Here is a 24864-nt window from a genome sequence, read left to right on the forward strand (position 1 = left end):
AACCAACCCGGGGGAGGGGCGAGGGCATGAGCCTGGTCGATCTGCGCGTACTGCTGGTGGAAGACCACGGCTTCCAGCGCCGGCTGGGTCTGCGCCTGCTGGGCGACCTCGGCCTGCGCCACCTGCATGAAGCCGCCGATGGCTTCCAGGCTCTGGACCTGCTGCGCAGCCTGCCCGAGGCGCCCGACGTGGTGCTGGTGGACCTGGACATGCCCGGCATGGACGGCGTCGAGTTCATCGGCATCGTCGCCCAGGACCGGCTCGCCCACTCGATCGCCGTGGTCAGCGCGATGGAGCCGGCGCTGCTGCACACCGTGCAGGTGATGGCCAAGGCCTCGGGCCTGCGCGTGCTGGGCTGCATCGAAAAGCCGCTCACGCCGGGCAAGCTGTCCACGGTGCTGTCGCTCTACGAAAAGGGCCCCGGCCCGTCGGCGCTGCCCAGCGAAATCGAGGTCTCGCTTGAGCAGGTGCGCGAAGGCCTGGCCAAGGGTGAGATCAGCGCACACTTCCAGCCGCAGGCCGAATTCGGCAACGGCAAGATCGTCGGGGTCGAAGCCCTGGCGCGCTGGCGCCTGCCGGACGGCCGCATGGTGCCGCCCGCGGTCTTCGTGCCGCTGATGGAGGCCGGCGGCATGATCGACGAGCTGACCGGCCTGATGCTGGGCCAGGCCTGCGCCTGGTCCAAGCGCTGGCAGGCCCGTGGCCTCGACCTGCGGGTGTCGGTGAACGTCTCGGCCCAGAACCTCACCGGCCCCGAGGTCGCCGACCGCTACGAAGCGGTGCTGCGCGAGCACGGCGTCAACCCGGACCAGATCGTGCTCGAGATCACCGAAAGCTCGGTGATGAGCGACACCGCCCGCGGCCTGGGCATGCTGGCCCGCCTGCGCCTGAAGGGCTTCGGCCTGAGCGTCGACGATTTCGGCACCGGCTATTCGTCGCTGTCGCAGCTTTCGCAGATTCCCTTCACCGAACTCAAGATCGACCGCGGTTTCGTCTCCGGCGCGCCGACCCAGCCGCGCAAGCGCGCCATGATCGAAACCAGCCTGGACCTGGCCCGCAAGCTCGACCTGTCGGTGGTGGCCGAGGGCGTGGAAACGGTCGACGAATGGCAGCTGCTGGCCCAGCTGGGCTGCGACTTCGCCCAGGGCTACCTGATTTCCGCGCCGGTGCCGGGAGAAGCACTGCCCGACGCCATCCAGCGCTGGCGCCAGACCCACCACTAGGGCGCGCATGGCAGCCCCCGGACGGCCCCGTTTCGGCATCCGGCTGCAGCTGCTGGGGCTGTTCGGGCTGCTGCTGCTCACCGGCGCCGCGGTGCTGGCCCTGGACGAATACGAACGCCAGCAGAACCAGGCCGCCCTGCTTGAACTCAAGGACGAATCCCTCGCCGGCCTGCGCCGCATCAAGGCGGTGTCCGACGCCTACGGCATGGACATCGTCGACACCACCTTCCGCGTCCGCAACCACCTGATCAGCTGGGAGGAAGGCCTGCAGGTGGTCGACCATGCCCGGCTGCGCATCCGCGACCACTGGCAGGCGCTGGAGTCGATGCCGCTGACCGAGGAGCAGGCGCAGGTCTTCGCCCAGGTGCAGCGCTCGAAACTTCGCGCCGACACCGCCGCCGAAACCCTGCGCCAGACCCTGGTGCAGAAGGACATCGTCGGCCTGGCGCGTTTCGCCGACACCGAACTCTACCCGGCGATCGATCCGGTGACCTCGCGCATGAAGTACCTGGGCGACCTGGAGATGATCGAGGCCGAACAGAAGGTGCGCGCCCAGGCCGCGCGCGCGCAGCGCACCGCCTGGCTGCGCACGCTGCTCAGCTTCGCCACCCTGCTGGTGGTGGCGTTGGTGGGCCGCAAGCTGCTGCGCAACATCTACAAGGGCGTGGAATCGCTGACCGCGCTGGCCCAGCAGATGCGCCGGCACGACTACCAGGGCGTGCCGCGCTATTCGCCCTCGGGCGAGCTGGGTGACGTGATGGCCGCGTTCCTGGAAATGCGCGACGACGTGCGCAAGTTCGAGGCCGAGCTCAACGAACAGCTCGCGCGCAACGAACAGGTGCGCACCGCGCTGATCGAGCGCGACATGTTCCAGCGTTCGCTGTTCGCGGCCGCGCGCGTGGCGATCATGTCGATGGATACCGACGGCCGGTTCACCAGCTTCAATCCGCAGGCCGAACGGCTCACCGGCCATCGCTCAGAGCAGATGGTCGGCCGCGCGGGGCTCGACCGGCTGGTCAGCGAGGCCGACCTGCAGCGGCTGGCCGCCGGCCTGACCGCGGCGCATGACAAGGCGGTGCCGGTGGACGCCCGGCTGTTCCCGCTGCTGATCGACCAGGCGCCCGAGCCGATGGAGCTCGACTTCATCGGCAAGGACGACAAGCCGGTTCCGGTGCTGCTGGCCACGTCGCCGGTGCGCGACGCCACCGGCAAGACCGTCGGCTACCTGGCCGTCGGCACCGACCTCACCCAGATCAAGCTGCTCGAACAGCGCCTGCGTGCCAGCGAAACCCGCGCCCTGGAAGCCAGCGAAGCCAAGTCGAATTTCGTCGCCGCGATGAGCCACGAGATCCGCACGCCGATGATCGGCGTCACCGGCATGCTCGAAGTGCTCTCGCACAGCCAGCTCGACGAAGACCAGCGGCGCACGATCGCGGTCATCCAGCAGTCCGCGCGTTCGCTGCTGCAGATCATCGGCGACATCCTGGACTTCTCGAAGGTCGAGGCCGGCCGGCTGGAGCTGTCGCCGACCACGGTGTCGCTGCCGCGGCTGCTGCAGTCGACGGTGGCGAACTTCAGCGGCTCGGCGTCGAGCAAGGGGCTGGTGCTGCTGTGCGAGATCGACGACCGGGTCGGGCCGGCGCACCGGGCGGACGGGCTGCGCCTGCGCCAGGTGCTGGCCAATTTCCTCTCGAACGCGATCAAGTTCACCGAAAAGGGCATGGTCGAGGCGGCGCTGGAATGGAAGGGACGGGAAGGCGACGGCGACCGCCTGCGTTTCCGCATCACCGACACCGGTATCGGCGTCACGCCCGAGCAGCAGGCGCGACTGTTCCAGCCGTTTTCGCAGGCCGAAGGCAGCACGACGCGTCGCTACGGCGGCACCGGCCTGGGCCTGGTGATCTCGCGGCGCCTGGCCGAGCTGATGGGCGGCGAGATCAGCATGCAGAGCACGCCCGGCGCCGGCACCACCCTGTGCCTGGACCTGGTGCTGCCGCGCGGCCAGGAATCGGAGCTTGAACCCGAGGCGCCGGCCGATCCCACGCAGGGTTTCCTGGCCCGACCCTTGCCCGACGTCGAGCAGGCGCGGGCCGAGGGCAGCCTGGTGCTGATCGTCGACGACCATCCGACCAACCGCCTGGTGGTCGCCCGCCAGCTGGCCCTGGCCGGTTACGCCAGCGAGAGCGCCGAAGATGGCCAGAAGGGCCTGGACGCCTGGCGCAGCGGCCGCTACGGCCTGGTGCTGTCGGACGTGCACATGCCGGTGATGGACGGCTACGAGTTCGCCCGCGCGCTGCGTGCGGAGGAAGCCGCGAGGAACCTCAGGCACACGCCGGTGATCGCGCTGACCGCCGCGGCGCTCAAAGGCGAGGCCGAACGCTGCCTGGCGGCGGGCATGGATGCCTACCTGGCCAAGCCAGTGTCGATTCCCGAACTGGTGGCGACCCTGCAGCGCTGGCTGCCGCATACGATCCCGCTGGCCGCCGACGTCCGGCCGGGCACGCCGCTGCCGCAGGTGTCGGGCGATCCCCTGCCCCTGGATCCCGCAGTGCTGGCGCCGCTGACCGGCGGCGACCCGGCGGAAACCAGGGCGCTGCTCGATGACTTCATGGCCACGACGGCCCAGGACCTGCAGGGGCTGGACGCCGCGCGCGCCGCCGGCGACCTGGCGGCGCTGGCGCGCCAGGCCCACAAGATCAAGGGCGCCGCCCGCCTGGTCGGTGCCGGGCCGCTGGCCGAGGCGGCGCTGGCGGCGGAAGCCGCGGCCAAGTCAGCCGACTGGGCGCAGGTGCTGCCGGCCTGCGCCGACGTGGCGACGGCGGTGGAACGCCTGCGCCGCCACATCGGCTAGGGGACGGGTGCAATTTCCGTAGGAAATTGCACCCGTCCCCAATCCCGGCCCCGATCAGTACCCAGCCGCCTGCCCGTCCTTGCGGCTCTCCGACGCGCCCGCATACACCCCGGTTTCCGGGTCGCGCGCGATCGCCTGGTAGCCGCCGTAGGGGCCGTCGGCGAACTCGATGCGATGTCCCTTGCGCATCAGCGCGCGGATGGTTTCGTAGGGGAAACCGGTTTCGAGGTTGAGCACGCCGCCGTCGTTCATTTCGGCGGCCTGGCCGGCCGGGTCGGTGCTGCCGTCGTGCTGGATGCGCGGCGCGTCGCCGGCTTCCTGCAGGTTCATGCCGAAGTCCACCAGGTTCATCACGATCTGCGCGTGGCCCTGCGGCTGCATCGCGCCGCCCATCAGGCCGAAGCTGACCCAGGGCTTGCCATCCTTCGTGATGAAGGCCGGGATGATGGTGTGGAAGGGCCGCTTGCCCGGCGCGAAGCTGTTGGGGTGCCCCGCCTTGAGCACGAACTGTTCGCCGCGGTCCTGGAAGATGAAGCCCAGTCCAGGCGGCGCCATGCCGCTGCCCATGCCGCGGTAGTTCGACTGGATCAGCGACACCATCATGCCGTCCTTGTCCGCGGTGGTCAGGTAGATGGTGTCGCCGTGCTGCAGGATGCCGGCGTCGACCGACTTCGCGGCACGGTCGGGGTTGATCAGGGCGCGGCGTTTGGCGGCGTACTCCGGCGAGATCAGTTCGCGCACCAGCTTCGCGGCCTGTTCGCGGTTGCCGTCACGCGCCGGGAAGAAGTCGGGATCGGCATACCAGCGTGCGCGGTCGGCGAAGGCCAGCTTCTTGGCTTCGACGAACAGGTGCACGTGCTCGGCGCTGCCGAAAGGGATTTTCGAGAAGTCGTAGCCTTCCAGGATCTCCAGGATCTGCAGCGCCGCGATGCCCTGGCCGTTCGGCGGCAGTTCCCAGACATCGACGCCGCGATAGTTGGCGCTGGCCGGCTCGACCCATTCGCCCTGGTGCGCGGCCAGGTCCTCGTAGCGCAGGAAACCGTCGTGCTCTCGGAAATAGGCGTCGATCGTGCGGGCGATGTCGCCCTTGTAGAAGGCGTCGCGGCCCTCGCGGCCGATCGTCTCGAGCGTATTGGCCAGGTTCGGGTTCTTCCACAGCTCGCCGGTGCGCGGCGCGCGGCCGTCGATGGTGAACTGCTCGCTGAAACCGGGCCACTTCGAAAGCACCGGGACGCTGCGGTTCCAGTAATAGGCGATGGTGTCGTGCACCGGATGGCCTTCACGCGCGTAGCGCACGGTGGGCGCCAGCACCTCGGCCATCGGCAGCTGGCCGAAGCGGCCGTGCAGGGCGAACCAGCCGTCCACGGTGCCCGGCACCGTCACCGGCAGCGGCCCGTGCGAGGGCACCGACGCGTGGCCGTTGTCCTGGAACCACTTGAGGCTCAGGCCCTTCGGCGAGCGGCCGGAGCCGTTGTAGCCGTGCAGCTTCTGCGTCTTCGGGTCCCAGACGATGGCGAACAGGTCGCCGCCGATGCCGTTGCCTGTCGGTTCCATCAGGCCCAGCGCGGCGTTGGCGGCGATGGCGGCGTCCACGGCGCTGCCGCCGCGCTTCATCACGTCCAGCGCGATCTGCGTCGCCAGGGGGTGGGAGGTGGCCGCCATGGCCTCGGGCGCGTAGACCACGGAACGGGTGGCGAACGGCGCCCCGGTGATCCGGTCGGCGCCCGTCGCCAGCGCCGGAACCAGCAGGGCGCCGGCCAGCGCGTTGACGATGAATCGATTTGCGGCTTTCATGGGCATCCCCTAAGTGGCGCCGAGCGAGGCGAAACGTGTTCCAGATTACCCCGGCCTTTGCCGTCCCGCTCGTCATCGCCAAGCTCGATGACTGCCAAGCGCTGAACGCTCAGTTGCGCGAACTGTTCCTCGAGAAGGAGGCTCAGGGTGACAAGTACCGCAACCCGGAGCCGATGGTGTACCGCAACACGGCGCTGTTCGAGAGCAACTTCCGCCTGTTCGACTGGCCGCAGTCCTGCATCGCGACCCTGCGCACCTTCTGCTACCGCAACCTCTACCGGGCCATCGGCGAGCTCAACGGCTACGACCAGGCGACGCTGCAGAAGCTGCACATCTCGGTCGAGTCCTGGTTCCACATCGCGCGGCGCGGGGGCTACTTCGGCGCGCACAACCATGCGATGCACTCGTGGTCGGGCGTGTACTGCGTCAAGCACGAGGACGACGACCCGAACTCCCAGAGCGGCCTGCTGACCTTCATCAACCCCAACGGCGCCGGCTCGATGTTCCTGGACATGGCCCTGGCCAGCATGAAGCCGCCCTACGCGCTCAGCCCGCGCATGCTGCGGCTCGAGCCCGGGCAGCTGGTGCTGTTCCCGTCCTGGCTGCTGCACGAAGTGCTGCCGTACGAAGGCACCAGCGAACGCATCACCGTCGCCTTCAATGCACGCTTCGCGGTCGAGGGCGCGCGCCCGGCCGACGTGCCCCTGGGCTGATACGGAACCCCGGCCCGGATGGCCGCCTTCTGGCTGATCCTGGCGATGCTGGCGCTGGGCATGCTGTTCCAGCACCTGCGAACTTTCCCGGACAACGCGCCGGAGGTTCTGAACAAGGTCGTGCTCTACGTCTGCCTGCCGGCGGCGGTGCTGCGTTATGCGCCGCGGCTGGAGCTCGGGCCCGACGTGCTCGCGGTGGCCGCCGTGCCCTGGGCGCTGCTGGGCGCGACCGTCGTGCTCGTTGGCCTCACCACCCGCCTGCTGCGCCTGCGCCGCGACGAACACGCCGTGTTGCTGCTCTGCGTCGCGCTGGGCAACACCAGCTTCCTCGGCTATCCGCTGGTCCGCGCGCTGCTGGGCGAAGACGCCTTGCCCTATGCGGTGATCTACGACCAGTTCGGTGCCTTTCTCATCCTCTCGACGTTTGGCTTGTATGTGCTGGCACGTTACGGCGGCGACGCCGAACCGACCTGGCGAGACATCGCGCGCCGCATCGTCACCTTCCCGCCCTTCCTGGCGATGGTGTTCGGCCTGACGCTGATGCCGGTCGATCCGCCGGAATGGATCGCCGGTGGCCTGCAGCGGCTCGCCGACGCACTGCTGCCGCTGGTGGTGCTGGCGATCGGCCTGGGCCTGAAGCTGAAACTGCCGCGCGACGAACTCAAGCCACTGGCGGCCGGCCTGGGCCTGAAGCTGGTGCTGATGCCGTCGCTGGCGCTGCTGATGGTCAGCTGGCTGCCGCTCGACGCCGTCGCCCACGACACCGTGGTGCTTGAATCGGCGATGCCACCAATGATCACCGCCGCGGCGTTAGCGATATCGCACAGATTGGCCCCCGGCCTGGCCTCGGCGCTGGTGGGCTATGGCATCTTGTTTTCACTGGCCACCTTGCCTGCATGGGCGTGGCTGCTGACGCAGGTCTGAGGCCATCCCCGTGGGAGGGACTTCAGTCCCGATGTCTTCGGAACCGACGAATTCAAGAGCTCCGGGAGTAAACGCATGCACAAGTCACTCGCTCTTTTCCTGCTCACGCTGTCCCTGGCCCCGACGGCCGGCGCCCGGGATGCAGAAGGCAACCTGATGAACGCCCGGGTGCAGCTGGCGGCGGCGAAGGCACCCGGCGACCTCGTATCGGACGCCTATCTGGTGAAGATGATGGACGGAGCCTTGCAGGCGGACGACCCGGCACTGGATCCCGGCCTTCGAAAGGATCTGTCGGAGACCCGGGACGAACTGCAGGCGCGGGTCGACGCCGGGATGAATGACGATCCCGTGCTGCTGGCCACCCTGAGCAATTGTTTCGGCTACTCCGTCACGCGGGAAGATTGCGGACAGGTGTGGGCCCGGATCGAACAACTCGACGGTGACAACGGCTATCACCATTTCATCCTGATGTCTCAAGCGGCCCAGGAAAATGACGACGATGGTTTTGAGCGCCATGCGCTGAAGATGCTCGATTCATCGCATTTCACGCCGTCCGCGATCCCCGTTTTCACCTCCCTCTACGAACGCTATCGCCAGGTGCCGGAGGTGCTTTGGGATCATCCGGAGCTTGAGTACGGGCCGAAGGGGGCGGCGGGCGTGATGGCCATGGCCTTGTCGGCGGCGATTGCCTTGCCCGGTTACCAGCAGTTTGTGCGAGCCTGCGAGGACGCCGGGGAAGAAAGGCGCAGGCTGTGCGCCCGAGTCGCCCTGCACATGGCGGAAAGCAGCACGCTGCTGATTGATCGTTCAATCGCCATCGCCGTGCTCAAGAAGGTCGGAAGCCCCGCCGAGCTGGAGAGGGCGAACACGCTGGAGCGGCAGTCGCGGTGGTTGCAGTCGTCCATGGCGCGGTTTGACCAGGATCTGGACGACAGCGAGACGGGCGAATACTTCGACCTCTTCGCGAGCGAGGGTGAATTCTCGGCGCTGCGCTACGCCGCACGCGTCATGGGACGCCCCGTCGAGCCGCCGGCGGATTGGCAGCCGTAGCTGAAGTCCCTCCCACAAGGGGCACGCTAGTCGGCCGGGACGGTGCGGCCGTGGGCCCAGGCGCGCAGGGCGTTGACCTGTTCGGCCATCAGTACGCTCAGCGGGCGGGTGGCGCCGACTTCGGCGACCACGCGCGCTTCGTCGACGGGTACGCCGTCTGCGTGTGCGGAATAGAGCGCGCTGACGACGGCCTGTTCGATCTCGGCGCCGGAGAATCCGTCCGCGGCCGTGGCCAGGGCGTCCAGCGAGAAACCTTCCCAATCCACTTCGCGCTTTTCCAGATGCAGGCGGAAGATCTCGGCGCGTGCGGCATGGTCGGGCAGGTCGACGAAGAAGATCTCGTCGAAGCGGCCCTTGCGCAGCAGCTCCGGCGGCAGGTCGTTGACCGCGTTGGCCGTGGCGACCAGGAACACCTTGGACTTGCGCTCGGCCATCCAGGTCAGGAAATAACCCAGCACGCGGCGGGAGACGCCGCCGTCCTCACTGCTGCCGGACGCGGCCAGGCCTTTCTCCAGTTCATCGATCCACAGCACGCAGGGTGAAAGCTGCTCGGCCGAGGCCAGCGCGTCGCGCAGGTTCTTTTCGGTTTCGCCGTGGTACTTGTTGTACAGCGTGCCGAAATCCAGCCGCACCAGCGGCACGCCGAAGCCGCCGGCCACCGCCTTGGCCGCCAGCGACTTGCCGCAGCCCTGCACGCCCAGCAGCAGCATGCCCTTGGGCGGGTCCAGGCCCGGCGGCAGCGTTTCGGCGGTGAACGCAGTGCGGCGCTGGTTCACCCAGGCCTTCAGGCGCGTCAGCCCGGCGACGTCGGCGAACTGCGCGGTGTCGTATTCGAAATGCAGGTGGCCCGACTTGTTGAGCATCTCGAACTTGAGCTTGGCCAGCTCGGGCAGGTCGCTCGCCTGCAGCGCGCCATCGGTGAAGATCAGGTGCCGGGCCAGGCGCCGCGCTTCGGTCAGCGACAGGCCGCGCAGGTTGCGCACGATGGCCCTGAGTGCGTCCTGGTCGACCTCGACGCGCTTGCCGCCGTGTTCGCGCATGTACAGCGCGGCTTCGTCCTTCACGGCCTTTAGCAGCGCGTTTTCATCGGGCAGGCGCAGCGAGAAGCGCACGGCGTGGTGTTCGAGGTCGGGCGGCAGTTCGATCTTCGCGCCGACCAGAACCAGGGTGTGGCCGAGGCTACCGCGGCGTTCCATGGTTTCGCGCAGCAGGCGCTGGGTGGTGGCGTAGCCGAGGTAGGGATGGAAATCGAGCAGCAGGCAGACGCTGCGCTGGTCGAGGCCGCGGATCGCGCGCAGGGTGCCGGTGGCGTCGGGCGGCGCGATCGGCGGGTCTTCGCCGTCCAGGTCCACGCGGCGCAGGCCTTCGGTGATCGACCAGCGGTACAGCGGCCGCCAGACGTTCATCAGCAGGTGCCGGAACAGGTCCACCACGCGGACCTCGTCGGGCGTCTCGATGACGATCAGCGCCGTGTTCGCGCGCACCAGCGAAGTCAGGTCCTGCAGCTCACTCATTCGTGGGTTCCTTCGAAGGGAACAAACGATACCAGAGCGATCGCAATCCCTTGTAGGAGCGCCTTCAGGCGCGAATCCTTCCTTGTCAAAGGCAAAGTCAGAAGATTCGCGCCTGAAGGCGCTCCTACAAGGAGCTGGCGGTGCGCAGCAGCTGGCGGGCGATGGCGGTACCGGCTTCGCGGCCGTCGTAGACGGCGGTGACAACGAGGTCGGCGCCGCGGACGTTGTCGCCGCCGGCGAAGATCTTCGGATGCGAGGTGGCGCCGGCTGCGCCGCGGGTGGCGACGTGGCCGCGGGAGTCGAGTTCGATGCCACAGTCGGGCCACCACGGCGCCGGGCTGGGGCGGAAGCCGAAGGACTGGATGACGACGTCGGCGGCGATCGTTTCCTCGCTGCCCGGCACCAGCTCCACCGATCCGGCCCGGCCGCTGCTGGCTCGCGTGGCGGCGAGCGTCACGCCGGTCACCGACGTTTCGCCTTCGATCGCCAGCGGCTGGCGGTGGAACAGGAACTGCACGCCCTCGGCGCGGGCGTACTTCACCTCGCGCGCCGAACCGGGCATGTCGGCTTCGCCGCGACGGTAGGCGCAGGTGACCTGGGCGGCGCCCAGGCGCACCGCCGAGCGCACGCAGTCCATTGCCGTGTCACCGCCGCCGAGTACCAGCACGCGCCGGCCGGCCAGCGCGAAGGGCACGTCGCCCTCGTGTTTTTCACCGCGCTGCCGGCGCGCATTCGCTACAAGAAAGGGCAGCGCCGACAGTACGCCGGGCAGGTCCTGGCCCGGCAGGCCGGCGTCCACCGGCGTGGTGGCCCCGGTGCCCAGGAACATCGCGTCGTAATCGCGCAGCAGCTCGCCCGCCAGCGTGGCATCGACCTCGACGCCCAGGTGGAAGCGCACGCCCATCTCCTCCAGCACCATGCGGCGCAGGTCCATTACTGACTTCTCAAGCTTGAAGGCCGGGATGCCGTAACTCAGCAAGCCGCCGATCTGGGCATGGCGGTCGAACACATGCGCCTCGATGCCGGCGCGCGCCAGCCGATCGGCGCAGGCGAGGCCCGCAGGTCCGGCGCCGATCACCGCCACGCGCTTCCCGCTGGTAGGCACCGCCGACAGGTCGGGGCGCCAGCCCTGCCGGAAGGCTTCGTCGACGATGTATTTCTCGATCGAGCCGATCGTCACCGCCTCGAAGCCGGTGTTCAGCGTGCAGCTGCCCTCGCACAGGCGATCCTGCGGGCAGACGCGGCCGCAGACCTCCGGCAGCGGGTTGGTCGAATGCGCCAGCTCCGCCGCCTCGAACAGCCGGCCCTCGCGCACCAGCGCCAGCCAGTCCGGGATCGGGTTGTGCACCGGGCACTTCCACTCGCAGTAGGGATTGCCGCAGTCCAGGCAGCGTGCGCTCTGTTCGGCAGCGCCTTCGGCCTCGAAGCCCGCGTGGATCTCCTGCCAGCCCAGCACCCGTACGTTCGCCGGCAGTTCGCGCGGCAACCGGCGCGGCACCTCGAGGAACTGGAAGGGCCGGGCCTTCATGCCGCCCGCCGCAGTTCGTCGGCCAGCTGTTCGAGCGACGCCGCCTTGGGCTTGACCAGCCAGAACCTGCCGGCGACGTCGCGGAAATCTTCCAGCAGCCGCGACGCCCAGGCGCTGCCGGTGTGGCCGGCGTGGTCGCGCAGCAGACAGCGCAGGTGGTGGCGATGGTGTTCCATGCCTTCGGGCGTGATGCGGTGCACGTCCACCAGTTCGTGGTTGTAGCGGTCGACGAAATCGCGGTCGAGGTCGAGCACGTAGGCCAGGCCACCGGTGAAGCCGGCGCCGAAGTTCAGGCCGGTGCGGCCCAGCACCGCGACCACGCCGCCGGTCATGTACTCGCAGCCGTGGTCGCCCACGCCCTCGACCACCGCCAGCGCGCCGGAATTGCGCACCGCGAACCGTTCGCCGGCGCGGCCCGCGGCAAACAGTTCGCCGCCGGTGGCGCCGTAAAGGCAGGTATTGCCCATGATCGGTGCGTCGCGTGCGACATAGCGCGCGTCCGCGGACGGACGCAGCACGATGCGGCCGCCGGCCATGCCCTTGCCGACGTAGTCGTTGGCGTCTCCGGTGAGCTCGATGTGCAGCCCGCCGGCGTTCCAGGCGCCGAGGCTTTGCCCGGCGTGGCCGGACAGCTTCAGTTCCAGCGGTGCGTCGGCCATGCCCTGGTTGCCGTGCAGGCGCGCGATTTCGCCCGACAGACGGGCGCCGAGGCTGCGGTCGCGGTTGCGCACCGTGAAAGCGAATTCGCCGCCGGCGCCGGCCTGCAGCGCGGCGCGGGTTTCGTCGAGCATGCGCGCAGCCAGTTCACCGGTGTCGCGTGGCGGGTTGCGCGCCTGCTGGCAGGACCGCGCGGCGTCGCCTTCGCCGCGCGCGGCCTGAAGGATGGGGTCCAGGTCGAGCCGCTGCTGGCGGGGCGTGTCGCCCGGCAGGCGTTCAAGCAGGTCGGTGCGGCCGATCAGGTCTTCCAGCCGCGCCACGCCCAGCCGCGCCAGCCACTGGCGCACGTCGTTAGCGACGAAGCGGAAGAAGTTCATCGCCATTTCCGGCAGGCCGATGAAATGGTTGGCGCGCAGGCGCGGGTCCTGGGTGGCGACGCCGGTGGCGCAGTTGTTGAGATGGCAGATGCGCAGGTAGCGGCAGCCCAGCGCCACCATCGGCGTGGTGCCGAAGCCGAAGCTTTCCGCGCCCAGGATCGCGGCCTTCACCACGTCGCGGCCGGTCTTGAGGCCACCGTCCACCTGCAGGCGCACGCGTCCGCGCAGGCGGTTCAGGCGCAGCGTCTGCTGCACCTCGGCCAGGCCCAGTTCCCAGGGCGTGCCGGCGTGGTGGATCGAAGACAGCGGCGAGGCGCCGGTGCCACCGTCGTGGCCCGAGACGGTGATCAGGTCGGCGTAGGCCTTGGCGACGCCGGCGGCGATCGTGCCGATGCCGGCATGCGAGACCAGCTTCACCGACACCAGCGCCGTGGGGTTCACTTCCTTGAGGTCGAAGATCAGCTGCGCGAGGTCTTCGATCGAATAGATGTCATGGTGCGGCGGCGGCGAGATCAGGCCGATGCCCGGGCGCGCGTGGCGCAGCGCGGCGATGGTGGCGTTGACCTTGTGGCCGGGCAGCTGGCCGCCTTCGCCGGGTTTGGCGCCCTGGGCGATCTTGATCTGCAGCACCTCGGCATTGACCAGGTACTCGGGCGTCACGCCGAATCGGCCCGAGGCGACCTGCTTGATCTTGCTGCGCTTCTCGGTGCCGTGGCGGACCGGGTCTTCGCCGCCCTCGCCGGAGTTCGAGCGCCCGCCCAGCCGGTTCATCGCGATCGCCAGCGCTTCATGCGCCTCGGGCGACAGCGCGCCCAGCGACATGCCGGCCGAATCGAAGCGCGCGAGGATGGCCTCGATGGATTCGACCGAATCCAGCGGCAGCGGCGTGTCCACCTCGCGCAGCTGCAGCAGGTCGCGAAGTGCCGCCGGCGCGCGCCCGTCGACGTGGTCGGCGTAGCGGCGGTAATCGGCGGCGTCGCCGCTGCGCACCGCCTGCTGCAGGCTGTTGATGACGTCGGGATTGAACATGTGGCTTTCGCCGCCGACGACCAGCTTGTGCCGGCCGCCCGGCGACAGCTCCGGCGCCGGCGACCAGGCCTGCGCCGCCAGCTCCCGCGCCCCGGCCTCGAGTTCGGCGAAACCCGCGCCCTGGATCCGGCTGGGCACGCCCGGGAAACACAGCGACACGACCTCGTCGGCCAGGCCGACGATTTCGAACAGCTGGGCGCCGCGATAGCTGGCGATGGTGCTGATGCCCATCTTCGACAGGATCTTCAGCAGGCCCTTCTTGATGCCGCGCCGGTAGCTGCGGCCCAGTTCGGCCGGCGCATTGCCGATCTTGCCGGCGACCACGCCCGAGCGACCGAGCGCGGCGATGGTCTGGTAGGCCAGGTAGGGATACACCGCCGTCGCGCCGACGCCCACCAGGCAGGCGATGGCGTGCGCGCCGCGGGCGGCGCCGGTTTCCACCACTACGTTGGCGCGGCAGCGCAGGCCGGTGGCGACCAGGTGGTGGTGAACGGCGCCGGTGGCCAGCAGGGCCGGCACCACGGCCTGGCCCGGCTCCGGGTAGCGGTCGGTCAGCAGCACCATCGCGGCGCCGCCGCGGACGGCGGCTTCAGCCTCGTCGCGAAGGCGGTGCAGGGCCTGTTCCAGCGACTCACCGTCGCCCAGGTTCAGCCTGAGCAGCACGTGGCTATCGGCGAAACGCGGCATCGCCAGCAGCTGCCGCAGCTTGCGCTGGCTGAGCACCGGCGAGTTCAGCAGCACCTGCACGGCGTTGCCGGGCGTGTCCTCGAAGACGTTGCCCTCCGGGCCCATCTGGGTGGCCAGGGACATCACCACTTCTTCGCGCAGCGGGTCGATCGGCGGATTGGTGACCTGGGCGAAGGCCTGGCGGAAATAGTCGTGCACCGGCCGGATGAAGTGCGACATCACCGCCAGCGGCGTGTCGTCGCCCATCGAGCCGGTGGCTTCCTGTTCGGTTTCGGCCAGCACGCGCAGTTCGGCTTCGCGCTCCTCGCGGGTCAGCTGGAACAGCACCTGGAAACGCCGCAGCGTCGCCGGGTCCATCGGTTCGGCCGCCAGTGAAGGGTCGACGAGGCTGGTGGACAGGTATTCGACGCCCTGCTTGAGCCAGGCCTTGTAGGGCGCCCGCGACTTGTTGATGGCGTCGATGTCCTCGCTGCCCAGCAGCTGGCCGCGCGCGAAATCCACCGCCAGCATCTCGCCGGGGCCCAGCCTTCCGCGCGCGACCACCGAGGCATCGGGCACGTCGCAGACGCCGGTTTCCGAGGCGACCACCAGCACCTGGTCGTCGGTGAGCAGCCAGCGCGCCGGCCTCAGGCCGTTGCGGTCGAGCGTGCAGGCGGCGTAGCGCGAATCGCACATCACGATGCCGGCCGGGCCGTCCCAGGGATCGCTGGAGAGCCCGTGGTATTCGTAGAACGCCGCCAGGTCCGGGTCCTTGTATTCGAGCGAGGCGGTGGCCGGCGGCACCAGCAGGCGCATCGCCTGCAGCAGGTCCATGCCGCCCATCAGCAGCAGCTCGAGCATGTTGTCCAGGCTCTGCGAATCCGAGCCCTGCAGCGACACCAGCGGCTGCAGTTCCGCCAGGTCGAAGTGCGGCGTGCGCCAGTGGGCGGCGCGGGCCAGGGCCCAGCAGCGGTTGCCGGCGATGGTGTTGATCTCGCCGTTGTGCGCCAGCACCCGGAAGGGCTGCGCCAGGGCCCAGGCCGGCGCGGTGTTGGTGGAAAAACGCTGGTGGAACACCACCGCCGAACTGGCCAGGTCGGCGCGCGCCAGGTCCGGAAACAGCGCCGGCAGCGCCGACGGCAGCACCATGGCCTTGTAGGAGAGCGTCGCCGCCGACAGGCTGGCGACGTAGAAACCGGGCTGGCCGGCCAGTTCGCGCTCGGCCTGGCGGCGGGCCAGGAACAGCCGGCGTTCGAAACCGGTGGCGTCGCCTTCGCCGGGCGCATGCACGAAGACATGGGCCAATCGCGGCAGCCCGCGCCGGGCCACCTCGCCGCAGGCTGATTCGTCCACCGGCACCTGGCGCCAGCCGGCCACGACCAGGCCCCGGGCCTGCAGCGCGTCGGCCAGGGCGCCGCGGCAGCGCGCCTCGCCGGCATCGTCGTCGGGCAGGAAGACCAGGCCGCAGGCATCGCCGGCGCGCCAGTCCAGGCCGGCTTCGGCGGCAATCGCGGCCAGGAAGGCGTCGGGCCGGCGCAGCAGCAGGCCACAGCCGTCGCCGCTGCGGCCATCGGCGGCGACCGCACCGCGGTGCGTCAGCCGGTCGAGCGCGACCAGCGCCGCGTCCACGATGGCCCGCTGCGGGCGGTCGTCGAGTCGCGCCACCAGGCCGAAGCCGCAGCTGTCGTGCTCGAACGCCGGGGAATACAGCCCCGGGGCTGGCGATGTGCGCATGCGCCCCCCACGGAAACCGATGGATTCCTCAAACCTCACACACTCGCCTAGAGTTTCTGCTCGGCTGGCGTTCCCAGGCCGTGCCGGCCGGGGTAGAGTGGGCCTTCGTCCCGCAGCGGAGTCCCGTTGATGCGCACGATCCTGGTCGCGAGTTCGAAAGGCGGCGCCGGCAAGTCCACGGTCGCCACCAACCTGGCCGCGCACTTCGCGCTCGAAGGCAAGGCCACGGCCATCTTGGACGCCGACAAGCAGAAGTCGTCCACCCACTGGTGCGAAAAACGCGCCCACCTCGATTCCGCGGTGCTGCCGCTCGACGGCTGCCGGCGCAACTGGGACAAGCAGCTGCCCGACGGCATCGCACGGTTGGTGGTCGATGCCCCGGCCGGTGCCATGGGCGATGACCTCAAGGATTTCCTCGACATGGCCGACGCCGTCGTCGTGCCGGTGTTGCCCTCGGCGATCGACATCGAGGCCACCGTGCCCTTCCTCGACAGCCTGGTCAGCCACCCGCGGGTGAAGAAGGGCAAGCTGCCGGTCGGCCTGGTTGGCAACCGCCTCAAGCCCTGGACCAGCGCCTCCCAGCAGGCCATGGACCAGCTCAAGGCCTGGCCCTACCCGCTGGTGGCCCAGCTGCGCGACACCCAGGCCTACGTGCTGCTGGCCGGCCTGGGCAAATCCGTTTTCGACTATCACTCCGAGCAGGTGCGAAGCCACCAGGAAGACTGGGCTCCGCTGCTGCGCTGGCTCAAGAAAGCCCTCTGACCGACAAGGACCGTCATGCGCGAACTGATCCTGCTGCGCCACGCCCACGCCGAACCGCCCGCCCCGGGCCAGGACGACCTCGACCGCCCGCTGTCCCTGCAGGGCCAGGCCGAGGCCGAAGCCGCCGGCCGCTGGCTCAAGGAACACGGCTACCTGCCCGACCGCGTGCTGGTCTCGCCGGCCCGCCGCACCCGTGAAACCTGCGAAACGGTGATGGCGTCGCTGGGCTATTCCGAATGCCGGCAGCAAGCGGGCATCTACGACGCGACGCCGGGCCGGCTCATCCAGATCGCCGACGAAAACAGCGACGTGGCCCGCCTGCTGATGATTGGCCACAACCCCGGCTTCGAACAGTTCGCCGCCCTGATGGCCTCGGGCCAGTCCGGCGACTTCCGCGGCATGCCGGCCGGCGGCATCGCCGTGCTGACGCTGCCCGAGGATGCCGCGCTGGAACCGGGCGTCGCCCGCATCGCCGCCTTCTGGTGGCCCTGAGCCGATGAAACCCGGCCCGGCCGGCGCCGGCCTGGCCATGGTGGCCGGCCTCTGGCTGTCCGGCGCGGTGCAGGCGATCGGCCCCGGTGAGGCCCCTTTGATCGACGCCGGGGCCTCCGCGGCCGGCATCGAGGTCGACCTGCGCATGGGTGGCCGCGTCCGCGGCGTCTTCCACGCGATGGAAGGCCACATCGAGCGGCTCGGCGACGACCGCCTGCAGGTATCGGTGCGCCTGGACGCGCGCAGCCTGGAGCTCGACGGCCCGGAGTGGATGGAGCGTTCGATGCGCTCTTCGAAATTCCTGAACGTCGACGACCACCCCTGGATCCACTTCCGCTCCGAGCCCTTCCCGCCGGCCCTGGTGAAGGACGGCGGCGCCATGGCCGGCAGCGTGGAACTGCGCGGCGTGGCCCGGCCGGTCGCCTTCCGGGTGGATCCGTCCGCCTGCGACACGCCGGGGCATGGCTGCGACATCGAGGTCTCGGGCCAGGTCAGCCGGCGCGACTTCGGCATGACCGCCTACCGGGTCTGGCTGCGCGACGAGGTAGGCTTCCACTTCCACGTCCGCCTCCGGCAACCCTAGACCGCCATGTCCCCCCGCCTGGTCCTGCCGCTCCTCCTGCTCCTGTTCGGTTCCGGCTGCACCACGCTCAGCCGCGCCGACCTGCGTGCGTCCACCGATGTCGTCGAAGCCGGCCATGCCGCGGCGGCCGACTGCCGCGACGCCGCAGACCCGCTGTGCCGGCCGGTCGATTCGCCCTTGCTCGAGCTTGGCCGGCAGGCGATGGCGGCCTCGGGTGAAGGCGCCCCGCGCCACCACGTCACCCTGCTCGACCGCGGCCAGGACGCGCTGATCGCACGCCTGCACCTCATCCGCGCCGCCCGCGAAAGCATCGACCTGCAGAGCTTCATCTACGACGTCGACGACTCCGGCCTGCTGGTGCTCGAGGAATTGCTGGCCGCCGCCCGCCGCGGCGTGAAGGTGCGCCTGCTGCTCGACCAGCTCTACGGCCTGCCCGATCCCGGCCTGCAGGCCGCGCTGGCCGGCGCCCATCCCAATTTCGAGCTGCGCCTGTACAACCCCACCTTCGGCGAGGCCAAGACCCAGCCGCTGGAATATGCCGCCGGCATCGTCTGCTGCTTCCGCAAGTTCAACCGGCGCATGCACACCAAGCTGCTGCTGGTGGACGGCACCGTGGGGGTCACCGGCGGGCGCAACATCCAGGACCGGTACTTCGACTGGGGCGATTCCTACAACTACCGCGACCGGGACATCCTGGTCGCCGGCCCGGTCGCCGCGGCGATGAAGCAGAACTTCGAGGACTTCTGGACCTTCGAGCGCAGCCATCCCGCGCATGCGCTCAAGGACGTCGCCGAGCGCCTGATCCGCGACGGCGCGGTGCCCGCGCACCGGCTGCTCGACCCGGCCCGTGAACGTTCGCCGCGGGTGCTGGCGATGGCCGAGGCGATCACCGATGGCCCCGCGGTTTATGAGCGTCTCGCGCCGCTCACGCTGCCGGTGGGCAAGGTCGATTTTTTCGCCGACCTGCCCGACAAGCACATCGGCGAACAGCCCGCGCACGAAGATGCCTCCCGGGCGATGCGCGACCTGGTCGATTCGACCCGCGGCGAACTGGTCGTGCAGACGCCCTACCTGGTGCTGTCGCGGCCCGCGCGCAAGCTGTTCCGCGAGATGCATGCCCGCGACGACGCGCCGGAAGTGATCGTGTCCACCAATTCGCTCGCCGCCACCGACGCCTTCCCGGTGTACGCGATGAGCCACAAGTACAAGCGCCTTTACCTGCGCGAACTGGGTTTCCGGATCTTCGAGTACAAGCCCTATCCCGAGGACGCGCCGATCGACCTGGAGGCCACCGGCGTGCTCGGGCCGCACACCGCCACCCTGCCGATCTTCGGCTCCGGCTCGTCCGGTTCGGCCTCGGGCCCGGTGCCGCTCAAGCGCGCCGGGGTACGGGTGGGCCTGCACGCCAAGTCCATGGTCGTGGACGACCGCATCGGCGTGGTCGGCAGCCACAACTTCGACCCGCGTTCGGACAACCTCAACACCGAATCGATGGTGGTCGTGCACGACCGGCAGTTCGCGGCCGCGCTGCGCGCGAGCATCCAGCTCGACATGGTGCCGGCCAACGCCTGGACGATCGCGCCCCAGGAGAAGCCGCCGGTGCTGTCGGGCCTGAACTACAGCCTGGGCAAACTCTCGGAAAAGCTGCCGATCTTCGACATCTGGCCCTTCCCCTATGCCAGCAGCTTCGAGCTGCGTGAAGGCTGCAACCCGCTGCCCGCGGGCGACCCCCGCTTTTACGACTGCTACGAGGACGTGGGCGCCTTCCCCGAGGTGGACCTGCCCCTGAAAACCGTCTACACGCGCATCCTGACGGCCTTTGGCGCCGGCCTGGTGCCGATCCTCTAGTTCCGGGCCGGCGCGGCCGGTACCTGGCCGGATCGCGGCCGCACCGCGTTCGATTGACGCTGCGGGCGGGCCGGCCTAGGCTGCGCGTTCCAGAAAACGTCTGCCGGAATCGCCCGCATGCCCCTTTCGATCAGCTTCGAACTCTCCGACCGCGACCTCGCCCATTTCACCAAGGCCATGGAATCGGCACGCGCCTCGGCCGGCAACAAGTCCGCCGACGAAATCATCAATGCCGCGGCCGGGCTGCTCAAGGGCGCCGAGATCGCCGGGCTGCCGGACTTCATCGTCGAACGGCTCGACCGCCTGGACGCGATGATCGCGATGCTGCGCGACGAGGGCTGGCACCTGCCGGAGGAAGACAAGCAGCGCGTGCTGTCGGCCCTGGTCTATTTCGCCGACCCGACCGACGTCATTCCCGACAGCGTGCCGGTGCTGGGTTACTTCGACGACGCGATCGCCATCGAAATGTGCGTCAAGGACCTGCGCCACGAACTCGACGCCTACGACGAGTTCTGCGAATTCCGCCAGGGCGAGGCTGAACGCCGCGGCGTCGACCCGGCCAAGGCCGGCCGCGCCGACTGGCTCGAAGCCCGTCGCGACGAGCTCGTCGACCGCATGCACCGCCGCCGCAACCGCGAACTGGGCGGCGGCTACGGCGACAGCTCCGGCTACGCGCGCCGCGGCTACACCCCGGCCTACCGCCCGGGCATGCTGCGCGTCCGCTGATCCACGCGTGACCGACCCGTTCCGCCAGCGGCCCGGCGTCGACGCCCTCAACGCCCTGTTGCCCGGCACCGCGCCGGGCAGCCTGGGCATCGTGCTCACCGAACACGGCCCCGACTTCCTGCGGGCCACCATGCCGGTGGACGAACGCACCAAACAGCCCTTCGGCCTGCTGCACGGCGGCGCCTCGGTGCTGCTGGCCGAAACCCTGGCCAGCCTGGGCGGTTACCTGTGCCTGGACCCGGACTCGGGCCAGCAGCTGGCCGGCCTGGAAATCAACGCCAACCACCTGCGCGCCATCACCGAGGGTGAAGTCACCGGCACCGCGCGCCCGATCCACCTGGGCCGCACCACGCAGGTGTGGGAAATCCGGATCGAAGACGCCAACGGTCGCCTGGCCTGCATTTCCCGCATGACCGGCGCCGTCATCGGTCGCTGAACGGGTCCTTGTGGGAGGGACTTCAGTCCCGATGCCTTTCGGGACTGAAGTCCCTCCCACAAGGACCCGCTTGCGGCACAATGCCCTCAATGTCTGCATCCACCGAAACGGCCCGCCCGTCCCGCGACTGGCGCCGGCCGCTGCGCTACCTCTGGCGATTCCCGCTGCTGCTGCTGCACCTGCTGGTGGGGCTGCCGGTCACGCTGCTGCTGATCAACCCGCTCAGCGCGCGCATGGAAATCCGCGGCGAACGGCTCGACCACCTGGCCGTGCGCCTGTGGTCGGGCATGCTGATGCGCATCTTCGGCTTCCGCCTGCGCCGCTACGGCACGCCGCTGCCCGGCGCGGTGATGTTCGTGGCCAACCACGTCAGCTGGATCGACATCGAGCTGATGCACAGCCAGCGCATGATGGGCTTCGTGGCCAAGGCCGAAATCGCGCGCTGGCCGCTGGTCGGCTGGCTGGCCAGCCGCGGCGGCACCATCTACCACCACCGCGGCAGCAACGATTCGCTGCACGGCGTGATGCACCAGATGGTGCAGCGGCTGGAGCAGGGCCTGGCCGTGGGCGTGTTCCCGGAAGGCCGCACCACCCGCGGCGACGCCATCGCCACCTTCCATGCGCGCATCTTCCAGCCGGCGGTGCTGGCCGGCGTGCCGGCGCAGCCGGTGGCGCTCAAGTACGGCCTGCGCGGCAACGCCCAGACCATCGTCGCCTTCGGCGAGCGCGAGAACTTCTTCCAGAACTTCGTGCGCCTGCTTGGTGAGCCCGGCCGCGTGGCCGAGGTGCATTTCCTCGAGCCGGTGGCCGCCAGTGAAGACGGCCGGCGACGCATGGCCGATACCTGCCGCCAGCGCATCATCGCGGCGATGGCGGGCTGAAGCCGGTGTCCGGGCCCGCCGACTACCGGCCGCCGCGCTGGCTTCGCAATCCGCACCTGCAGTCGCTGCTGGGCTCGACCACGCTGCGTCGCGCCGCGGGCCGGCGCGCCCTGCGCCGCCTGGGCGCGGTCACCCACGAACACCTGGTGGAGGTCGACGACGGCGTGCGCCTGCAGGGCTTCCACAGCGCCGTGCCGGGCACCCGCTCACGCGGGCTGGTGCTGCTGCTGCACGGCTGGGAAGGCAGTGCCGATTCGAGCTACATGAGCCACACCGCGGCCACGTTGCTGGCGCGGGGCTTCGAGGTGTTCCGGCTCAATTTCCGCGACCACGGCGACACCCACCACCTCAATCCCGATCTCTTCCACTCCTGCCGCCTGGCCGAAGTGGTGCAGGCGGCGGCCGAGGTGTCGCGGCGCTTCCCGGCCCGGCCGATGCTGGCCGCGGGTTATTCCCTGGGCGGAAATTTCGCGCTGCGCCTGGCCCTGGCGGCGCCGGCCGCCGGCGTGCCGCTGCTGCATGCGGCGGCGGTCTGCCCGGCGATCGACCCGGCCGCGGTGCTGCGCACGCTCGAGGGCGGCCCGCGTTTTTACCACTGGTACTTCATGAAAAAGTGGCGGCGCTCGCTGCAGCGCAAGCGCCAGCTGTTCCCCGACCTGCATGATTTCGGCGACGACGTGCTGGCGATGGACATGCGCGCGCTGACCGGCTGGATGGTGCAGCGGCACACCACGCTGGGCGGCATCGACGACTACTTCGAGGGTTATTCCGTTTCCGGCGGGCGCCTGGCGGCGCTGGACGTGCCGGTGAGCGTGCTGGCTGCGGCCGACGACCCGGTGATTCCGGTGGACGGCTTTCCCGGGCTGGAGCTGCCGCCGCATTCGCGGCTGGAGATCGCCGATTTTGGCGGCCACTGCGGCTTCCTGGAGGGCCTGCACCTGGGCGGCTACGGCGAGCGCTGGGTGGCCGACCGGCTCGAGGCCGCGGTCGACGCGGCCGGGGCGGCTACAATGGCGGTTTCCGCGCCTGCCTGAAGAAACCCCATGATCGTCGACATCATCGAAGCCATGCGCGCGGGCGACCACGCCGCCGCCCTGGCCGCCGCCCGCGACACCCTCGCCGCCGAGCCCGACAACGCCGAAGCCCACCACCTGCTGGGCGTCTGCCTGCAGCAGAAGGGCGACCTGGCCGCGGCCCGCCAGTCCTTCGACCGCGCGCTGGAGCTGGCGCCGGACGTGGCCACCCACCATTTCAGCCTGGCCACGCTGAAGTTGTCCGAAGGCGACAGCGCCGGCGCCACGCGCGGCCTGCAGGACGCGCTGGCCCTGGACCCCAACCAGCTCGGCGCCTACGTGCTGCTGGCGCACATGGCCCTGGCCCGCGAGGACCAGGCCGAAGCCCGGCGCAACCTGCGCCTGGCCCAGCGCGTGAACGCCGACCACCCGCGCGTTCGCGTCGTTGAAGGCTATCTCGCGCAGGCCGAGGGCGACCTCGACCGGTCGCTGAAGTGCTTCACCCTTGCCGCCGAAGCCGACCCCAACCTGGCGGCCGCCCAGCTCGCCCTGGGCCAGGCCTACCTGGCGCGCGGCATGTGGCCCTTCGCCGAACAGGCCCTGGCCAATGCCCTGAAGCTGGACATCGCCCGCGCGCCGTCCACGCTGCGCGGCCTGGTCGAGGCCCGCCGCCGACAGGGCAAGGCCGAGGAAACCCTCGCCGCCCTGGACGAACTCATCGCCCACGTCCCCGGCGACAGCCGGGCGCTGACCCTGCGCGCCAAGCTGCGCTCCCGCGCCGGTCGCGGCGCCGAGGCCCTTGCCGACCTGCGCGCCGCGCTGGACGCCAACCCCGCCGAGGAGGCCGCGCTGGGTCCGCTGCTGAGCCTGCTGCTGCGCGGTGGCCAGGCCGACGAGGCGCGCCAGCGCGCCGACGCCGCGGTGCAGGCGGATCCCGGCCAGGATGCGCTTTGGAAACACCGGCTCAACCTGGCGACCCTGCTGCGCGAAGACGCCAAGCCGCTGCTCGATCGCTGGCAGCAGGCCATGCCCGAGTCGGCGGCCTGCCTGGAACTGCGCTGCGCCTGGCACGACGCCCGGGGCGAGCACGAGCAGGCCGCGCTGTGCGCCGACCAGGCCCTGGCCCGCAACCCCGACCTGTACGCCGCCAACGTGTACAAGCTGCGCGAAGAATTCGGCCAGGACCCGGCGCTGGCCCTGGCCCGCGCCGAACGGCTGCTGCCCGCGGCCAAGGACGGTCCGGTCCGCCGCACCCTGCTCGGCTGGCGCGGCATGGCGCTCGACGCCCTGGGTCGCCACGCGGAAGCCGCCGAAAGCTGGCGCGAGATGGTGCGCCACCCCTCGCCGGGCCAGATCCTGCCGCCGCCGGTGGCGCCGGCGGATGCCGCCCCGGCGGGCAAGGTGGCCGGCCGGCTGGTCTGGACGCCGCCCGGCGTCGGCGCCGAACACGTGCTGCGCCAGGCCAAGGCCCAGCTGGGCCCGAAGTTCCACCTCGAGCGGGTGGGTCGCGAGGACGACGGCGATGGCTTCGGCCTGCGCCGCTTCGCCCCGGGCCATCCGGAGGCCGGCAGCGCCGGGCGCTGGGAAGCGATGATGCGCGCCGCGGGCCTGGAACCGTCGGAGGCCCGCGACTGGCTGCCGCACGTCGATCCCTACACCCTCGCCGCGCTCGGCGAGGCCCGGGTCCTGGTGCTGCTGACCGACCCGCGCGACGCCCTGCTCAACTGGATGCTGCACGGCAGCCTGCAGAACTACCACTTCCTGCCCGACATCGGCGGCGCCGCGCAGTGGCTCGCGTCCGCGCTCGAGGCGGTGGCCGACGAAGCCGAAGCCTCCGGCCGCATCGACCTGGTGCGCCTGGATGCCGATGCCGGCGACGCCGCGGGCCGGATCGAACAGGCCCTGGGGCTGGAGACGCCGCTGTCGGGCCTGTCCGGTCCGGGCCGGCGCCTGCCCGCGGGGCACTGGCGCCACTACCAGGACAGCCTGGCTGCTGAGTTCGCCGTGCTGGCGCCGGTGGCCGCGCGCCTGGGTTACCCGGCCGAATAAGCGCGCCGGGGTCC

General features: G+C 70.1%; 18 protein-coding genes. 14 read left to right on the top strand and 4 right to left on the bottom strand.

Translation table 11 applies throughout. The features are described 5' to 3' along the window. Positions 1-26: 26 nt before the first annotated feature. Together ACE3TE_RS04950 and ACE3TE_RS04955 are read left to right on the top strand one after the other, a co-directional pair. Positions 27-1223: an EAL domain-containing protein gene (locus ACE3TE_RS04950; protein WP_374602744.1), complete on the top strand. Its 1197-nt coding sequence runs from the start codon at positions 27-29 to the stop codon at positions 1221-1223. A gap of 7 nt (positions 1224-1230) precedes the next feature. Continuing rightward, the gene (locus ACE3TE_RS04955) at positions 1231-4074 is read left to right on the top strand and encodes an ATP-binding protein (protein ID WP_374602746.1); all 2844 of its coding nucleotides are present in this window, start codon (positions 1231-1233) and stop codon (positions 4072-4074) included. A gap of 54 nt (positions 4075-4128) precedes the next feature. Here ACE3TE_RS04955 and ggt read toward each other — a convergent pair whose 3' ends face one another. After that, positions 4129-5868, bottom strand: a complete 1740-nt coding sequence (gene ggt / locus ACE3TE_RS04960) for a gamma-glutamyltransferase (protein ID WP_374602748.1) — start codon at positions 5866-5868, stop codon at positions 4129-4131. 35 nt (positions 5869-5903) lie between these two features. On the opposite strand from ggt, the gene ACE3TE_RS04965 reads away from it, so the two are divergent. The 3 genes from ACE3TE_RS04965 to ACE3TE_RS04975 all read left to right on the top strand — a co-directional run bounded on the left by ACE3TE_RS04965 (position 5904) and on the right by ACE3TE_RS04975 (position 8555). Then, a complete protein-coding gene (locus ACE3TE_RS04965) occupies positions 5904-6581 on the top strand; it encodes a putative 2OG-Fe(II) oxygenase (RefSeq protein WP_374602750.1) in 678 nt (225 codons plus the stop codon). A gap of 18 nt (positions 6582-6599) precedes the next feature. Then, a complete protein-coding gene (locus tag ACE3TE_RS04970; protein ID WP_374602751.1) occupies positions 6600-7505 on the top strand; it encodes an AEC family transporter in 906 nt (301 codons plus the stop codon). Between the two features lie 75 nt (positions 7506-7580). Beyond that, complete coding sequence (locus ACE3TE_RS04975; protein WP_374602752.1) at positions 7581-8555, top strand: hypothetical protein; 975 nt, start codon at positions 7581-7583, stop codon at positions 8553-8555. A gap of 26 nt (positions 8556-8581) precedes the next feature. Here the strand turns inward: ACE3TE_RS04975 and ACE3TE_RS04980 are convergent, their stop codons facing one another. The 3 genes from ACE3TE_RS04980 to gltB form a co-directional block, all read right to left on the bottom strand. Beyond that, a complete protein-coding gene (locus ACE3TE_RS04980) occupies positions 8582-10069 on the bottom strand; it encodes an AAA family ATPase (RefSeq protein WP_374602753.1) in 1488 nt (495 codons plus the stop codon). A 124-nt stretch (positions 10070-10193) separates the two neighbouring features. Further along, on the bottom strand, positions 10194-11597 hold the full coding sequence (locus tag ACE3TE_RS04985; protein WP_374602754.1) for a glutamate synthase subunit beta: 1404 nt from the start codon (positions 11595-11597) through the stop codon (positions 10194-10196). Further along, positions 11594-16060: a glutamate synthase large subunit gene (gltB, locus tag ACE3TE_RS04990; RefSeq protein WP_374602755.1), complete on the bottom strand. Its 4467-nt coding sequence runs from the start codon at positions 16058-16060 to the stop codon at positions 11594-11596. Before gltB ends, ACE3TE_RS04985 begins: the two co-directional genes overlap by 4 nt. A gap of 129 nt (positions 16061-16189) precedes the next feature. Between gltB and ACE3TE_RS04995 the strand changes: the two genes are divergently transcribed. The 9 genes from ACE3TE_RS04995 to ACE3TE_RS05035 all read left to right on the top strand — a co-directional run bounded on the left by ACE3TE_RS04995 (position 16190) and on the right by ACE3TE_RS05035 (position 24850). Then, complete coding sequence (locus ACE3TE_RS04995; protein ID WP_374602756.1) at positions 16190-16822, top strand: P-loop NTPase; 633 nt, start codon at positions 16190-16192, stop codon at positions 16820-16822. A gap of 15 nt (positions 16823-16837) precedes the next feature. Continuing rightward, positions 16838-17314, top strand: coding sequence for a histidine phosphatase family protein (locus ACE3TE_RS05000; protein WP_374602757.1), 477 nt, complete (start codon positions 16838-16840; stop codon positions 17312-17314). Positions 17315-17318: 4 nt separating this feature from the next. Next, entirely contained in the window at positions 17319-17897 is a 579-nt protein-coding gene (locus tag ACE3TE_RS05005) for a YceI family protein (RefSeq protein WP_374602758.1), read from the top strand. Between the two features lie 6 nt (positions 17898-17903). Next, on the top strand, positions 17904-19745 hold the full coding sequence (locus ACE3TE_RS05010; RefSeq protein ID WP_374602759.1) for a phosphatidylserine/phosphatidylglycerophosphate/cardiolipin synthase family protein: 1842 nt from the start codon (positions 17904-17906) through the stop codon (positions 19743-19745). 117 nt (positions 19746-19862) lie between these two features. After that, on the top strand, positions 19863-20471 hold the full coding sequence (locus tag ACE3TE_RS05015; protein ID WP_374602761.1) for a YkvA family protein: 609 nt from the start codon (positions 19863-19865) through the stop codon (positions 20469-20471). Between the two features lie 7 nt (positions 20472-20478). After that, positions 20479-20907, top strand: coding sequence for a hotdog fold thioesterase (locus ACE3TE_RS05020; RefSeq protein ID WP_374602763.1), 429 nt, complete (start codon positions 20479-20481; stop codon positions 20905-20907). Between the two features lie 80 nt (positions 20908-20987). Beyond that, a complete protein-coding gene (locus tag ACE3TE_RS05025) occupies positions 20988-21788 on the top strand; it encodes a lysophospholipid acyltransferase family protein (protein WP_374602765.1) in 801 nt (266 codons plus the stop codon). A gap of 5 nt (positions 21789-21793) precedes the next feature. Continuing rightward, positions 21794-22822: a YheT family hydrolase gene (locus ACE3TE_RS05030; protein WP_374602767.1), complete on the top strand. Its 1029-nt coding sequence runs from the start codon at positions 21794-21796 to the stop codon at positions 22820-22822. Positions 22823-22831: 9 nt separating this feature from the next. Beyond that, the gene (locus ACE3TE_RS05035) at positions 22832-24850 is read left to right on the top strand and encodes a tetratricopeptide repeat protein (RefSeq protein ID WP_374602768.1); all 2019 of its coding nucleotides are present in this window, start codon (positions 22832-22834) and stop codon (positions 24848-24850) included. Positions 24851-24864: the final 14 nt, after the last annotated feature.

It is taken from the genome of Arenimonas sp. (assembly GCF_041919775.1).
Lineage (GTDB): Bacteria > Pseudomonadota > Gammaproteobacteria > Xanthomonadales > Xanthomonadaceae > Arenimonas.

Coding starts and splice junctions, on each gene's coding strand:
- ACE3TE_RS04975 (WP_374602752.1), top strand. CDS start 7,581: ATGCACAAGTCACTCGCTCTTTTCCTGCTCACGCTGTCCCTGGCCCCG.
- ACE3TE_RS04970 (WP_374602751.1), top strand. CDS start 6,600: ATGGCCGCCTTCTGGCTGATCCTGGCGATGCTGGCGCTGGGCATGCTG.
- ACE3TE_RS04980 (WP_374602753.1), bottom strand. CDS start 10,069: ATGAGTGAGCTGCAGGACCTGACTTCGCTGGTGCGCGCGAACACGGCG.
- ACE3TE_RS04995 (WP_374602756.1), top strand. CDS start 16,190: ATGCGCACGATCCTGGTCGCGAGTTCGAAAGGCGGCGCCGGCAAGTCC.
- ACE3TE_RS05005 (WP_374602758.1), top strand. CDS start 17,319: ATGAAACCCGGCCCGGCCGGCGCCGGCCTGGCCATGGTGGCCGGCCTC.
- ACE3TE_RS05025 (WP_374602765.1), top strand. CDS start 20,988: ATGCCCTCAATGTCTGCATCCACCGAAACGGCCCGCCCGTCCCGCGAC.
- ACE3TE_RS05010 (WP_374602759.1), top strand. CDS start 17,904: ATGTCCCCCCGCCTGGTCCTGCCGCTCCTCCTGCTCCTGTTCGGTTCC.
- ACE3TE_RS04950 (WP_374602744.1), top strand. CDS start 27: ATGAGCCTGGTCGATCTGCGCGTACTGCTGGTGGAAGACCACGGCTTC.
- ACE3TE_RS05015 (WP_374602761.1), top strand. CDS start 19,863: ATGCCCCTTTCGATCAGCTTCGAACTCTCCGACCGCGACCTCGCCCAT.
- ggt (WP_374602748.1), bottom strand. CDS start 5,868: ATGAAAGCCGCAAATCGATTCATCGTCAACGCGCTGGCCGGCGCCCTG.
- ACE3TE_RS04955 (WP_374602746.1), top strand. CDS start 1,231: ATGGCAGCCCCCGGACGGCCCCGTTTCGGCATCCGGCTGCAGCTGCTG.
- ACE3TE_RS04985 (WP_374602754.1), bottom strand. CDS start 11,597: ATGAAGGCCCGGCCCTTCCAGTTCCTCGAGGTGCCGCGCCGGTTGCCG.
- ACE3TE_RS05035 (WP_374602768.1), top strand. CDS start 22,832: ATGATCGTCGACATCATCGAAGCCATGCGCGCGGGCGACCACGCCGCC.
- gltB (WP_374602755.1), bottom strand. CDS start 16,060: ATGCGCACATCGCCAGCCCCGGGGCTGTATTCCCCGGCGTTCGAGCAC.
- ACE3TE_RS05000 (WP_374602757.1), top strand. CDS start 16,838: ATGCGCGAACTGATCCTGCTGCGCCACGCCCACGCCGAACCGCCCGCC.